Raw genomic sequence first — 14,043 nt, forward strand, 5'->3', positions numbered from 1 at the left:
TGCGATGAGAGTATCGGAGTCCAACTGGCAGCAGATCGAAGCCTATCTGAAGACCGATGACCGAGCGATCCTGCCGCTCGGCAGCACCGAGCAGCATGCCGGCCTGTCGCTTTCGGTCGATTCCATCCTGTCCGAGAAAGTCGCGGCCGATGCGGCAGCGCCGCTCGGCATTCCCGTCTTCCCGGTCGTTGCCTATGGCATTACGCCGTACTTTCTCTCCTATCCCGGCACGATCAGCATCCGCCAGGAAACCTATATCCGGCTGGTGCGCGACATTCTCGATGGCCTCAGGCTGCAGGGTTTTCGCCGTATCCTGATCGTCAACGGCCATGGCGGCAACCAGCCGGCGGGCAGCATGGCGATCGAGTGGATGGCCGATAATCCAGATACTGCGGTGAAATTCCACAACTGGTGGAACTCGCCGAAGACCTTCGCCAAGGTGCAGGAGATCGATATGGTCGCCTCGCATGCCTCCTGGATGGAGAATTTCCCATGGACGCGTCTCGAAGGCGTCAAGCAACCGACGCAGCAGAAGCCGATGATCGATTTGGCCCGCATGCGGGTGATGCCGCCGGATGCGGTGAAGGCCTATCTCGGCGATGGCAACTTCGGCGGCTATTACGAGCGGCCGGATGAGGAAATGCAGGTGATATGGAATGTGGCGGTCGAAGAGACGCGCGCGCTTCTCGAGGGAGGCTGGGCGTGAGTGATCCAATCCTGATCTGGGGCGCCGGCGCCATCGGCGGCACGCTCGGCGCCGCCTTTCTCCGGGCCGGCCACGAGGTAATGTTCGTCGACAACGTCAAGGACCATGTCGATGCCATTAATACGAAGGGGCTGAAGATCGTCGGTCCGATCTTCGAGGATGTCGTGCAGGCCAAGGCCTATCTTCCCCACGAACTCACCGGCACCTACGGCAGGACATTCCTGTGCGTGAAGGCGCATCACACGGAAGCGGCGGCGAAGATGCTGGTCCAGCATCTGGCCCCCGACGGCTACGTCGTCTCGGCGCAGAACGGCCTCAACGAAAGGGTGATCTCTCGCATCACCGGCGAAAACCGGGTGATCGGCTGCTTCGTCAATTTCGGCGCCGACTATCTGGAGCCTGGCGTCGTGCAATATAGCGGCCACGGCGCCGTGGTGATCGGCGAACTCGACGGGCGGTTTACGGATCGCGCCGAGGACATCTACGATCTGATGAAACAGTTCGAGCCAAGGGCGCTGATCACAAACAACATCTGGGGCTTCCTCTGGGGCAAGCTGATCTACGGTGCGCTGCTGTTCGGCACTGCGCTGACTAACGACAGCATCGCCGACGTGCTGGATGATCCGGTTGCCCGCCCGGTCTTGCGCAAACTGGCGCTCGAAGTGGCAACGGTCGCCGCCATCAACAATATCCGCCCGGAAGCCTTCGACGGCTTCGATCCGGCCGCGTTCGGGCCACTGGCAACGCCCGAGCAGACGGACAAATCCTTCGACGATATGTCTGTTCATAATCGGAAATCGGCCAAGTCCCATTCCGGCATCTGGCGCGATCTGGCGGTGCGCAAGCGCAAGACCGAGGTCGATGCGCAGGTGCTGCCGGTCGTCGAGATCGGCGAAGAATCGCGCGTTCCGACACCGCTTGCGGCCCGCGTCATCGAGATGATTCACGAGATCGAGGACGGCAAGCGGCCGCTTTCGATGGACAATATCGAAGAGCTTGCGAGGGTGGCATGAACATCTCCTTCGATGGAAAAACAGTTGTCGTCACCGGTGCGGCGCACGGCTTCGGCCGCTCGATCGCGCAAGGGTTCGCGAGCCGCGGCGCGCGTGTCCATGTCTGCGACGTCAACGGGGCGGGGCTTGCCGAAACGATGAAGCTCTGCGGCGACAGAACGACCGCTCATGTGCTCGATGTCGGCAATCGCACCGATGTCCAGGCGCTGGTGCCGAAGTTCGGCGATGTCGATATCCTCGTCAACAATGCCGGCGGTGTGCGCGGTCAGGTCGGAAGGCCGATCGAGGAAATCTCGGAAAGCGACTGGCAGACGATCTTCGACGTCAATCTGTCAGGCGCCTTCTTCATGTCGCAGGCAGTCGCGCCTGTCATGAAAAAGCGCAAGTCGGGACGGATCATCAATATCTCCAGCGGCGCCGGCCTCGGCATTTCGCTGACCGGCATCCAGGCCTATGCCAGCGCCAAGGCGGGGCAGATCGGACTGACGCGCCAGCTGGCGCATGAACTCGGCCCATGGGGCATCACCGTCAACAACGTCGCCCCCGGCTTCGTCCGCTCCAATCCGACGACCGAACGCCAATGGGACGCGATGGGCGAGGGGGGGCAGGCACGGCTGTTGCAGAACATCGCCCTGAAGCGCCTCGGCGTGCCAGAAGACATTGCCGCAATGGTGATGTTCTTCGCCTCGGATTATGCCGGCTGGGTTTCCGGCCAGGTGATCAGCGTGGACGGCGGCAAATGAGCGTCGAGGCCTATCTGGAAGAGCATTACGCGGCGGCCGTCGAAGACCTTAAGGCCTTCTGCCGCATTCCGAGCGTCAGCACCGATCCGGCTTTCATCGAAGGCATCCATCACGCGGCCGCCTTTGTCTCGGAGCGGTTGAAGAAGGCGGGCTTTGCCTCCGTTGAGATGCTGGGAACCAGCGGCCATCCGGCCGTCTATGGCGAGATCATCGCCGATCCGAACCTGCCGACCTATCTCGTCTATGGCCATTATGACGTCCAGCCGCCGGACCCGCTGGACAAATGGCTGACGCCACCTTTCGAGCCCGACGAGCGCGATGGCAGGCTCTATGCCCGTGGTGTTTCCGATGACAAAGGACCTCTGCTGATCCCGATCCTCGTTGCCGAGGCTTTCATGCGCGTCGAGGGGCGGTTGCCGGTCAATCTGAAGGTGCTGATCGAGGGCGAGGAGGAATCCGGCAGCCCGCATTTTGCGCCGACGCTTGCCAAATACCGCGACAGGCTCCGTTGCGATCTCGTACTCTCGGCCGATGGCGCCATGTGGCGGCCGGACAAGCCGTCGGTCACAGTCGCCAGCCGCGGCCTCGCGGCGCTGGATGTGACGGTGACCGGTGCCGTCAAGGATCTGCATTCCGGCCGTCACGGCGGAAGCGCGCCAAACCCGATTGCTGCCTTGTCGGCGCTGCTGGCCTCGATGCACGGGCCGGATGGCCGGGTCAGCGTCGAGGGTTTTCTCGACGGCGTCACACCGCCCGATCCGCGCATCCTGACGGCAATCGATGCGTCGAATTTCGACAGCGCCGCCTATTACCAGGAGATCGGCGTTGCCAGTGGCGATCCGATCGATACTGGCCGCGAATTGCTGATCCGCCAGTGGCTGGAGCCGACGCTGGAGTTCAATGGCATCTGGGGCGGCTATCAGGGCAAGGGCACCAAGACGGTCATTCCGAACACGGCCGGCGCCAAGATCACCTGCCGCCTCGTCGCAGGGCAGAAGCCGGCTGTGGTGATCGCGTCGATCACCCGTCATCTACAGAAGCACTTGCCGAAGGGTTTCCAGCTGGAGGTGCATCGCCACGGTCCGGGCAGTGAAGCCGATTTCGTCGATCCCGATCTGCCGGCGCTGAAGATTTCGGAAGAGGTTCTGGGCGAATTGCTTGGCCAGAAGCCGCTGCGGGTCGCAATGGGCGCCACGATCCCGATCGGCAGCGCCTTCCGCCAGCACCTCGGCTGTGGCGCGATCTTCTTCTCCTTCTCGACGGGCGACGAGGACTATCACGCGCCGAACGAATTCTTCCGGCTCTCGAATTTCAAGCTCGGCATGCGGGCCTGGACCATGCTGCTGCGGCGACTGGCCCCGGCCAAAAACAATTGACGCGCCGCCCGGCGCTCCCACTCTCCGCTAATTGACGGGACTTGTCTTCGTGCTTCCAGCACTGATTGTTCTAACTATGCTGGCCTCGGCACGTACGACCTCTTGGGCGACCAGGGGCTCTCGGCTGAGGGTCTCCAGCACTTCGTTAATGACCGAAATGTCGCTCATTGTGCATCAGCCTTGTGTGCGGGCAATCAGCCTAGACGTCGACGAAGATCCGCGTTTTCGGCGCGCAGCTTTTCAGCGAGAAGCTTTCGGAGGTTTTTATTCTCCTCCTCGAGTTGCAGGAGCATCGCCCAATCGTCCTCAGCTGCCGGCTTCGGCGTTCGGGAATAGGCCCGCTTAACACGCGTGCCTTCCAAAGCCTTTGCGCCGTCACTAATGGCCGGCGCTTCTGGTTTCGCAACCACCCCGATGGAGGAAAGGTTGACGGTTCCCTTCTTTGCGCGCCCCCCGCGTCGCTTCTTTACCTCTGAGGCTGAGGAGGGGATAGCTGCCTGCTGAACGTTTGGCTTCGCACTTTGCTCACTATCTTGCTCCATATGCTCCTTCTTCACTGGCAAGGCTGTTGTCGGCTGGCCATCAGCAGCTGTTAATTTCCTGTCTGCCGCCTCAATTTTGTCGTTGGCGCCGAGCGATGCATTGACTGATGTTTGTTGAGCGCGGCGACGCTCTTCGCTCTCCACGTCGCGCGAAATCGACTTGAGGTCCAGGTTTCCCCAGATGGATTTCGGTTTATCGGGTTGCCGGCGGCTTCCCTTGTATTCGACGACGAAGTTTTTGTGTGGTCGTTTCATCGGTCTCGCCTTCGCTTCAAGCGTCCATCCCCTGCCAGCGCGCAACACCTATTGAAATCAATATCTGATGTAAATGGTGCCGGCGGCTTTGGGCGAGCTCGCGGTTATCGGAGCGTCCGGGCCAAGGCCCGTGGAGAAGCTAGCAAGTCGCGTTCAGTTGAAGCTACCTACTCTTCGATCTCGTCGCCATCATCGTTGTAGCCGGCGCCTCTGGACGGATCCTCGACGAAAGTCCTGCAGCCCTCCTCGAAAGAGGACGAGTTTCCCGAGCAGTCACTTTCGTTGGTGAGGTTGTTCTCTAGCGCCCATTCGTAGCCGGCTTTATGTCCTGAGCAATCATCAGTGCAGTCATTGCCGCCGAAAGTCTGCGCAGATGCCGAAAAGGCGGTAAGTGAAAGAGAAAGGGCGAGCCATGTCGTAATCTTCATGTCAGGCTCCTTAATATCCACCTGGCCGGGACCAAGCACTCCGTCGACCGCAGCGGTTGCCGGCGGCGTCGTATTGCCAGTCGTAGCGGCAGTTGCCTTGGTAATAACTCGACGGATAGTATCCACCTCCGCAATTGTTATTTGCGCAGACGGCTACGGCCGTTCCCACAAGGGCGACAGCTACCAAGGCTGCGGCAGCCTGTCTCTGCTGGGCTACCATCTGCTCACATTCGAGCATGTTGATGCCGCGGCGATTTAGTTCTGAAACCAGCTGGAACTGAAACGCTGAATCCTTCGTCTCAATCGCCGTTTTGCAAAGCGCCGCCTTGCTGACGGCAGACGGCTTTTTGCTGAAATCAGCTTGTGTCGTTGTGCAGCTTGCCAGCGCAAGCGAGATCGCCACGGCGCCAAAGCATCGTGCTAGATTGGTGATGTTCACGGAAACCCCTCAGTTGCCCGCGGCCACCATCGCACAAATCGCTGCGACGTCAAATTGCATTCAAAGATATCGTTAATACATCCGAGGCGTGTGAACGGCACTTCCAGCATTGCAATAAGTTCGGAAAGACGGCCGTTCGTTACCCTCGCAGGAGCCCGATGAGGATGATGCAGAAGACCAAGAACGAACTCACAAGGATGGTGTATGAAAGCCATGAGAAAAGACGTTTTGGCTCCTATACACCTTACGACGAGACTTTGATGGCTGGGGCCCATAGGGTCCTTCTCCTTGCCTTGAGAAATATGGCTTCCCAAGTTCCATCTGCATTAGAAGCAAGATTGCTGTTTTCGCTAAAGCGCGGTAGGTGCGCTGGACGAAAGGGAGGCTGGGATCAAAGATGCGCCATGCCATCATTCCAGATGTGGATGGAAGGGCGAAGAAGCTCGCTATGATGGCGGCGATGTAGGCCATTCCAAAGTTGATCCACAACAAGAGTGCCAACTTGATCATATCCGGCGAAGACACGATTGCTCCTGCAGCTAGCACGTTGCGATGTCACTGCGTTTAACAAGGCCGGCGACTTTTCAAGGCGCAGAGTAGCTGAAAACGGTCGGGAGCAGCCACCACCCGTCCAGATACCTGTAAAGCACTTTGGAGATTCGGCCGTCTGGTCGAATGAGCACTTCCGCAGCGGCCTCATATGGAAAGTCGTGCCACCGTGTGGAATAGCGGCGGAAGCTCACACCAGCCTCAGACTTTTGAGATAACTGCGTAGCGCTGAACCTAATAGAGTGGATGGGCTCCCGCTCCGTGATATGCCTGTGATCAATCAGGATAATATATCGATCTTAGAATTTGATTAGCATTCCATATCAATCGCCCACCATGCAGCGCGACGCAGCTGAGTTCGCCGGTGCGGTTTGTACGCACGATTCGGTTATTGGCATCGACCGATTTCCACCGGCGTGACCGGCGTCTCCGCAAGCGCCCGTGCCATGAGGCCGTTGAAATTCGTGGTCCAGACCAGACGGAACAGATTATTCTTCGCGAGGCGCGCTGCTATGCGGTAGCCGCTGCTTAGCTTCGCGACCTGGATATGGCGCTGGAAGAACGAGCGGCGATCCTCGACGCGCGGATAGCAGCGGCCGATGTAGAAGCCATACTCGCCCTTATCGCCGGAGCATGGAAAGCTGAGCTGCGTATCGAGCCAGTCTTGAATGCGTCGTTGCACAATGCCGAGCGAGAGCTCGCCAAAATTCTGCTCCATCCCGGATGGCTCGATCGAGCGCTTGCACTGCCAGATGCACGACGAGGCAGACTGTATGCGCGACGAGATCGACGCGCCAGCCCCGAGCAGCAGCATGTGCGGCCATGTGTAGTTGGCAAATTGTTACAATTCCTGGGCGATTCGTTCTACTATTGCGGCACGAGCGCGTTGTTTGGCTCAAAGAGTTTCAGAGCCGCTTGAATTGCCGCCAAGCCCTGAGGCAAGCGGTGAAAATATGGAAGCCCTGGCATCTGACCTGTGCGCCTTGAAGACACACGTAATTGACGCCGAGAGGAATTTTGCCTATATTGCATTGATAGATGGAGGCCGACATGCCGAGCATAGCGAACGAGAATAGTGAGCGTATGAGTTTGAGGGTACCTGCCACGGCCAAGGCTAAGCTCCTGCGCGCCGCAGCACTTCGTAATACCGATCTGACGAATTTCGTAACCCAATCCGCACTGAGAGAAGCAGAAGCTATCATCGAGGAAGCGGAAACGATCAGAGTGTCAAAGCGCGATCATCTTCGCATTCTTGAGCTTCTGGAAAATCCGCCCAAACCCAACGCCAAGCTGCGCGCGGCAATCGCCGGTTTGCCTGACAGCCTATGACTTTACCTTCATGGCATGAGGAACCGATTGCCAAGTCTCACCGTCGGGGGGAGTTCGATTGCGGCGACGCTAAGATGAACGAGTTTCTGCTCCGCTTTGCCCGACAAAGCCATGAGCAGAACGCCTCAAAGACCTTCTGTGCTATCGATGATACAGCATCCGACCGCATTCTTGGGTTCTATACAATCGCGCCTTCGGCAGTCGAGCGTGCAACTGTGCCTGATGCAATGACACGCGGTCTTGCCCGCCATGACGTGCCGGGCTTCAAGCTTGCACGACTGGCTACCGACCGCGCGGTTGCCGGGCAGGGACTGGGCGGCCAACTCCTAGCCGTCGCAGCGCTCCGCTGCCTCCGACTTGCAGGAGAGGGCGGGGGACTTCTACTGATCATCGATGCCAAAGGCGAGCGCGCCGCCAATTGGTACGCCTCCTTTGGCGCCGAGCCGCTGAAGGACAGGCCCCTAACTCTCGTGATGCCGCTCATCACTTTCGCGGCCGATTTGCGGGCTAAAGGTCTTCTTTAATCCCCAGGATACCGTCACTTCTATGTTTCGCCATCGGACATCGCTAAGGGTGGTGCGCCTGGAAGTGACCGCATCTATCTCCTTGAGATATACTATGCGTCGTCCAATTCGATCCAGACTGGAGCATGGTCGCTGGTGTGATCCCATCCACGCGCGAACTTGTCGACGCCGCCGGTCTGCGATCGGCACATATCAGCTGTTCGCGAGAACAAGTAGCTGCCGTTACACGGAAATTCGGCGCGATCCTGTCGGTAATCGATGTGGTCGGCGGTTCGAGTCTTTTCAAGGCGCCCAGACGGCGATGCACCTGGCTGTGCGACCGGGATTTTGAGAGGTGGGATCCAAGTTCCGCTTGTTTGTGATAGGGGAACAAAGTTGCTCTTAAGCGTTTTCCCAGGATCCGTGAGGACGTCTTCGTCGCCATGCACGTAACTCAAACGGCAGCGGCGCCTTCCTCCAGCATTCGTTGATAGAAAGGGTCAATTATGTCCTCCTCCGTCTTTGCAGAAACCTTCTCAGCCTTCCTCTTCGATATGGACGGCACGATCGTCAACTCAAAGGCATCGGCGGACAGAGTGTGGGGAAGATGGGCCGCCGAACACGGCTTGGATGTCGATGAGTTTCTGCCGAAGATGCACGGTTCGCGATCGATTGATACACTTAGGCGCTTGAATCTGCCGGGCGTAGATCCAGAGCTTGAAGCGAAATTGATAGAAGCAGAAGAAGCAGATGACGTTGGGGATGTGGTCGAAATCCCCGGAGCGCGAGTTTTTCTGGAAAGGCTGCCAGCTGAGCGATGGGCTTTGGTGACGTCCTCGTCGAAGAAACTGGTCCTCAGGCGGCTGGAAGCCGCTCGGTTGCCGGTTCCGCGATTCATCGTGACCGCGGATGAAGTTAAAGCTGGAAAACCGGACCCCGAAAGCTACCTGCTTGGCGCCAGGAAGATCGGGACTGATCCAGAGAAATGCCTTGTATTTGAAGACACGATACCCGGTGCAAAAGCTGGCGAAGCGGCCGGTGCCAAGGTTCTTTTGATTGATGCGGTCCATGAACCGCCTCTCGTGACCAAACATGCGTCCATTAAAGACTTTCGCAACCTCGCGGTTCACCTAACAGATAACCACAAGCTGCATCTCATGAACGCTTAACCATTCATCCGCGGTCCCATGCTTGGTCGATCTTTTCAAGGCCGCTGCCATGAGTGCGCACTCGAGATCCCGTACCGTAGAGGGCAAACGATCTCCAGATAGATCGGTCAGGCTGCGGAGGCAGCCTGGATCGAATCGGACATGATCTCGATGCCACGGTCAATTTCCTCGTTCGAGACTGTTAGGGGCGGCGCGATACGAAAAACGCCGCCCATTCCGGGCAGTTTGACGATATTCATGCTCAGCCCGCGCCGCATCGCCTCCTCCATGATCTTGGCACCGAGAGCGAATCCCGGGGCTTTCGTCTGCCGATCCGCTACGATCTCCAGACCCATCAGAAGGCCGCGACCGCGCACATCGCCAACGCATTCAAATCCCTGTTGAAGAGACACAAGTCCGGCCCGCAACCTCGCCCCACGCTCGATTGCGGCAGCAACGTGGCCTTCTCGTTCGACGACATCCAGGACCGCGACGCCGACTGCGGCGAGAAGCGGATCGGAGACGTGCGTGGTGTAGAACAGATATCCCTTCTCGAAAGCCTTCTGCTCGATCGCCTCGCTCGTCATCACCGCAGCCAGCGGCAAGCCGGCACCCAATGTTTTCGAAAGGGTCAGGATATCAGGAGTGACACCATCCCTTTGAAACGCGAACATGTGCCCGGTTCTGCCCACGCCGGTTTGGGCTTCATCCAGAATGAGAAGCATGCCTCGCTCCTCGCATTTTCGCTTGAGCGCAGCCAGATAACCCGCCGGAAGTTCAAGAATTCCACCGCTCGACAGAATTGGTTCGGCAATGAACGCGGCAAGACTTCCGGTCGACTGATTGTCGATCAGCGCGAACGCATCATCCAGCTCGGTTTGCCAATCGTTGGTGCCATCCGACTTTGCGAATCGAGGACGATAAGAGTTTGGGGCAGGTATCACGAGAGACCCTGCAGCCGTCGGCCCGTATCCGCGACGACCGGCGCTATAGGTCGCGGCGGCCGCGGCGCCCGTCATGCCATGCCAACTCTGCGCAAAGGCGATCACTTCATGTCCGCCAGTCACAAGTTTGGCCATGCGAATGGCAGCCTCGTTGGATTCGGCTCCCGTCGTCAGCAACTGCACACGGTCGAGCCCTGGCGCGAGCGCCGCAAGGCGTGACGCCAGTTCCACTACCGGACGCGAGAGCATGCCGCTGAAGAGATGCGCGACCGAGCGCATCTGGCGATCGACGGTCGCTACGATGTCCGGATGGGTATGACCGAGAAGGGCGCTCATCTGCCCCGACGTGAAGTCCAATATGGGGCGGTCGTCGGCGTCATGCACATAGCTTCCGCTCGCGCGCTCGACGATGATGCTCTCGAAGCTTGGCCCGTATCGCGTCAGTCGTATCTAGAACTTTATCGGTGTGGCGAAGACGGCGACTGACGCAGGTCAGTTGACTGAGGAGGCGCAATCGTCGGCACCCTCATCAACTACCTCGCCTGAAGACAAGACGCCACCAACAAGCAAACAGATTTTCAAAACCGTGCCTGGGGCAAGCTTGCGTATCCATCGAAGAGGTCAACCTGAGGTGCCGGTTGCCCCGTTGCGCTGATTACGTTGGGAAGTGATCACCGCTTCGGCTTCTTTTCCATAACGCTTTTCATATGCTTCCTCGCTAATTCGGGTGCAGCATCCGCGACCCGCTTTGCGATGGTCTCTCTCTGCTCTTGCGACACGGCACCGGGACTGTGTTGCCAGAGGTCTTCAATGACGACAGCTCGGGATACGCCATGCTCCCCAATCGCCTCTGAAATCACGCTGTCTTCAATAGCCTGCCAATCGATTGCCGAGGGCTCGTTCTTGGCAAGTTCCACCGAAGCAAACCTCGCAAGGGCAGCTCGCGGGCCGAGCGACTTTTTCAAAGCAGCGAGCCCGGTCACCCGCTTAGCAAACTCTTCCGCCTCGTCCACACGGGGTGCGAAGTATGACCGTTTGGCCACTTCTTCCGTACGCTTCATAGTAAGGAACGATGGCACGCGGGGCTCCGGTGCAGCTATCTCACCATCTGTGAAAAGGTTCGGGAAAAGCCGCTCTCGATAGTCGAGGGGGAAGGCTATGCGAACAGGGGTCTTTGGTGAGGCCGATTTCAGGAACCCGTGGTCCAGCAGTTCCTTCAGAGTGTTGCGTGCAGTGCGGTCAGATGTCTTGGTGATAAAGCCGATTTCACCACGATCTATCGAGCCGTGCTTCAAGACGGCCGAGATTACGTCTGGCGCTCGCTTGTCGTCTATGACGTTTTCGACGAGCTTGCGATAACGACCTTCGAGCGTATCAAACGAAAAGACAACCATCGAAAACCTCAGCTGGTCTAGGGCGACCCCCAAAAACCATTCGCAGTAATCTTGCAGTGCTCGCTGTGACAGGTTCCCGCGACCGTCGAGGTCGTTCATGCGCGTCTGGTCGGCGTGGTCCATAAGCCGCTTGTATTCACCCTTGTCCTTTAGGCCACGGGCCAACCCACGCGAAATCGACCAAAGCCCTTGACCGCCGACACCTGCCTCCTGAGCCATGGCATGCGACATCAGCCGACTCACACGGCCGTTCCCGTCCGTGAAGGGATGAATAAAGTTTAGACGGTGATGTGCTGCGGCTATCGAGATAATTCTGTTCGTTGCACTGGTCTGTGCGGCAGCATAGCGTTTGGAAAAATAGTCCATGAACGCTTGGACATATTGCGAAGCAGGCGGATGGTGGCGACCAACGGAAACATCGTCCTCACTCTTCGATCTGAACGCGCCTGGAATGATCTCGACCTTTGGGCCATCTCGCCCTTCGACGAAACGAAACTCTTTCGGCATCTCCTCGTAAAAACGCTGGTGTACCCAGGCAATAAATTCAGACGAGGTCGGCGAGGGCAGAGCACCGTCACGGCTCAGGCTGTCGATCTCGCGCTGAACGATGACATGGGCCTTTGCTTCTAGTACGAGAGGTCGAGTTGCTTCTTCGATCTCGGCACCTGCCAACGCCCGCTCAATGTCCTTCGGGCGAGTATTGTGACCCTCGATCAAGTTAGAGTAGTAGCAGTTCATCACTCTAACGAGATCGGACAGCTCGAATGCTGCGTCAGCATGAAGGTCCCGACCGAGCTTTCCTGCTTCCGCCTGAATCTCAACGACGAGGTCAGAGATCGCAGAGGGAATGCTTTCTTCGAAAAATGCGGGCTCAATCCGTGTCGGTACTTCTTCTGCCATTTATTGCCGATCTTTGTGTGTCTAAAACACCATAATATTTAGTGGCTTAAGTCGAAAAAAACAAGAAAATTGCCGATCTTCGTTGCCGATGTTGAAATTACCGACTAACCGTTAAAATTGCCGATCTTTCGATACGGGATTGCGATTTAAAAACATATGCTTAGGACGCATAATCGATAAAAATTGCCGATCTTAGTTGCCGATCTTTCGGACGCCCCCTACACGCTGATCAGCTTGCTTCTTACAGGATCGGCGACATGGACGAAATCGACAACGGAAACGGCCCGCAGCCCGCACTTCGTATTCGCGATCTGAGGAGCGGCTGGCCGTTCTGGTTAGAACTGGCGGTCTTCTGTGACCTCACAGGCGATCCAATGGAGGCCCTTTCGCAGACCTTGATTTTGCTCGATTGGATGGATAGCGCACACCTCCCAGGTTTCGAGCATCTTGCCGCCGACAGCATCATTGGCAAAAATCAGTAAAGTGAAGCTGAGTGCCCACCTATGAGCTGGCTCAATCAATTTTTCTTTCTCGCTATAGCTGTTTGCATTTTCTGCTGCTCCGGTGAAGGCGTCGGACGCCAGCGTGTGCCCTCGATCAATTATCTGATAAACTCCCCAGCAACAGCTGACAAAATTCAAATTCTTGTTGGCGATCACGGGGGAAGGCCAGAATTGGGTGAACAGGCACGTCAAGGCCGAAACCGGCAGATACCTCTACTGCGTCCCAAACGATCTCGCCCTTGTTCCTGATCAGTACCTAAATATCTTGCAGAGGGTCTGAGCGGAGGAGTTTGCCATTGGCCTATCGCAACGAAACGCAGATTCGCCGACTTGGTGCACGCCAGCTCAGCATTCCTCCACAACAAACATTTGGATCACTTGCAAGGAAACGCCGCGATCATCGCATTGAGCAGCGCGAGACCAACACTGTTAAGTTCCAGTTCCCCGTATCCAGGTGCTGTCGCCAGATACTGGCGACGGTCCCGAAAACGCAAGCAAAATCAACGAGGCAGTGCTCTAACGTTTGTGGCGAGCCATATCCACACCCGCCTGCTGCCCAAAGGTATGGCGAGAAACAGCCGTTGTTCAGGATTGCGATAGCCGTTGGCGCATTGACATGACTGTACGAAATTATTTATAACCATCCGGATGGAAATAATCAGGGCAAGGATCATGGGTAGGAAACGGGTTATAGACCAGCAGGCCATCCTCGATGCGGCGGAACGTGTCGTTGGACGCGAGGGCGCGGCTAACCTCACGATCGACGCCGTAGCGAAAGAGGCGCGCGTCACCAAGGCGAGCGTTCTTTACGATCACAAGTCCAAGCAGGCGCTGATTGAAGCCGTCGTTGAACGCGCTTTCGAACGCGACGCTGCCTTTCATGCAGGGATCGAGAAACTGATCGATATCCCTAAGGACCGGGCGATCAAGGGCCGAATCCTTGCCGCCTCCGCCCCGCCACCGGAGGAGTTCAAGGCGGTCGCTTTGAACCTCAGCGCCGCTCTTGCACTCAACGAGGAGTTGCGTTCAAAGATGCAGAAAACCCAGGCCCGCACGATCGCCCATATCGAGGAAACCTCGCCGTCACCGCGAGGGGCGCTTCTTGCCTACCTGGCGCTCGAAGGGTTGAAATTCCTCGAACACCTCGACTTCCATCAATTCCCACGCGAAGACCGCAACAGGCTCCTTCGCGAAATCCACTGGCTTGTAGCGGCCCAGCCGGAGGAAATTGACCTCCCTGAGGTCAAGACGAGCTAACACTCTCAGTCTCA

Annotated in this window: 15 protein-coding genes; 9 read left to right on the forward strand and 6 right to left on the reverse strand. The window is 57.6% G+C overall.

The genetic code is table 11. The features are described 5' to 3' along the window. Nucleotides 1-4 precede the first annotated feature (4 nt). The 4 genes from J2X43_RS14500 to J2X43_RS14515 are packed head-to-tail and all read left to right on the forward strand — an operon-like array spanning nt 5 to nt 3,838. Nucleotides 5-706: a creatininase family protein gene (locus tag J2X43_RS14500; RefSeq protein WP_112389494.1), complete on the forward strand. Its 702-nt coding sequence runs from the start codon at nt 5-7 to the stop codon at nt 704-706. Beyond that, nucleotides 703-1,719 (forward strand): 2-dehydropantoate 2-reductase, encoded by a 1,017-nt coding sequence (locus J2X43_RS14505; protein ID WP_310294962.1) that lies wholly within the window; start codon nt 703-705, stop codon nt 1,717-1,719. The genes J2X43_RS14500 and J2X43_RS14505 overlap by 4 nt, the downstream gene beginning before the upstream one ends. Next, a complete protein-coding gene (locus tag J2X43_RS14510) occupies nt 1,716-2,462 on the forward strand; it encodes an SDR family NAD(P)-dependent oxidoreductase (protein ID WP_310294964.1) in 747 nt (248 codons plus the stop codon). The genes J2X43_RS14505 and J2X43_RS14510 overlap by 4 nt, the downstream gene beginning before the upstream one ends. Beyond that, nucleotides 2,459-3,838, forward strand: a complete 1,380-nt coding sequence (locus tag J2X43_RS14515; protein ID WP_112444622.1) for a dipeptidase — start codon at nt 2,459-2,461, stop codon at nt 3,836-3,838. Before J2X43_RS14510 ends, J2X43_RS14515 begins: the two co-directional genes overlap by 4 nt. A 194-nt stretch (nt 3,839-4,032) precedes the next feature. Here the strand turns inward: J2X43_RS14515 and J2X43_RS14520 are convergent, their stop codons facing one another. The 4 genes from J2X43_RS14520 to J2X43_RS14535 all read right to left on the reverse strand — a co-directional run bounded on the left by J2X43_RS14520 (nt 4,033) and on the right by J2X43_RS14535 (nt 6,865). After that, complete coding sequence (locus tag J2X43_RS14520; RefSeq protein ID WP_310294966.1) at nt 4,033-4,635, reverse strand: hypothetical protein; 603 nt, start codon at nt 4,633-4,635, stop codon at nt 4,033-4,035. 167 nt (nt 4,636-4,802) lie between these two features. Then, entirely contained in the window at nt 4,803-5,063 is a 261-nt protein-coding gene (locus J2X43_RS14525; RefSeq protein WP_310294968.1) for a hypothetical protein, read from the reverse strand. 10 nt (nt 5,064-5,073) lie between these two features. Beyond that, a complete protein-coding gene (locus tag J2X43_RS14530) occupies nt 5,074-5,502 on the reverse strand; it encodes a hypothetical protein (protein ID WP_310294971.1) in 429 nt (142 codons plus the stop codon). A 937-nt stretch (nt 5,503-6,439) separates the two neighbouring features. Then, complete coding sequence (locus J2X43_RS14535; RefSeq protein ID WP_310294973.1) at nt 6,440-6,865, reverse strand: hypothetical protein; 426 nt, start codon at nt 6,863-6,865, stop codon at nt 6,440-6,442. 236 nt (nt 6,866-7,101) lie between these two features. On the opposite strand from J2X43_RS14535, the gene J2X43_RS14540 reads away from it, so the two are divergent. The 3 genes from J2X43_RS14540 to J2X43_RS14550 all read left to right on the forward strand — a co-directional run bounded on the left by J2X43_RS14540 (nt 7,102) and on the right by J2X43_RS14550 (nt 9,052). After that, nucleotides 7,102-7,380, forward strand: coding sequence for a DUF1778 domain-containing protein (locus tag J2X43_RS14540; protein WP_148194292.1), 279 nt, complete (start codon nt 7,102-7,104; stop codon nt 7,378-7,380). Beyond that, nucleotides 7,377-7,904 carry a GNAT family N-acetyltransferase gene (locus tag J2X43_RS14545; RefSeq protein ID WP_310294975.1) on the forward strand — a complete coding sequence of 176 codons (528 nt, stop codon included), beginning with the start codon at nt 7,377-7,379 and terminating at the stop codon, nt 7,902-7,904. The genes J2X43_RS14540 and J2X43_RS14545 overlap by 4 nt, the downstream gene beginning before the upstream one ends. A gap of 485 nt (nt 7,905-8,389) precedes the next feature. Continuing rightward, entirely contained in the window at nt 8,390-9,052 is a 663-nt protein-coding gene (locus J2X43_RS14550; RefSeq protein ID WP_310294978.1) for an HAD-IA family hydrolase, read from the forward strand. A gap of 107 nt (nt 9,053-9,159) precedes the next feature. Here J2X43_RS14550 and J2X43_RS14555 read toward each other — a convergent pair whose 3' ends face one another. Both J2X43_RS14555 and J2X43_RS14560 read right to left on the reverse strand, forming a co-directional pair. Next, nucleotides 9,160-10,425, reverse strand: coding sequence for an aspartate aminotransferase family protein (locus tag J2X43_RS14555; RefSeq protein ID WP_310295984.1), 1,266 nt, complete (start codon nt 10,423-10,425; stop codon nt 9,160-9,162). 221 nt (nt 10,426-10,646) lie between these two features. Continuing rightward, nucleotides 10,647-12,269 (reverse strand): Fic family protein, encoded by a 1,623-nt coding sequence (locus J2X43_RS14560; RefSeq protein ID WP_310294980.1) that lies wholly within the window; start codon nt 12,267-12,269, stop codon nt 10,647-10,649. Nucleotides 12,270-12,526: 257 nt separating this feature from the next. Between J2X43_RS14560 and J2X43_RS14565 the strand changes: the two genes are divergently transcribed. Next, on the forward strand, nt 12,527-12,751 hold the full coding sequence (locus J2X43_RS14565; protein ID WP_310294982.1) for a hypothetical protein: 225 nt from the start codon (nt 12,527-12,529) through the stop codon (nt 12,749-12,751). A gap of 693 nt (nt 12,752-13,444) precedes the next feature. Next, complete coding sequence (locus J2X43_RS14570; RefSeq protein ID WP_310294984.1) at nt 13,445-14,029, forward strand: TetR/AcrR family transcriptional regulator; 585 nt, start codon at nt 13,445-13,447, stop codon at nt 14,027-14,029. Nucleotides 14,030-14,043: the final 14 nt, after the last annotated feature.

This window comes from Rhizobium sp. BE258, from assembly GCF_031457345.1.
GTDB lineage: Bacteria > Pseudomonadota > Alphaproteobacteria > Rhizobiales > Rhizobiaceae > Rhizobium.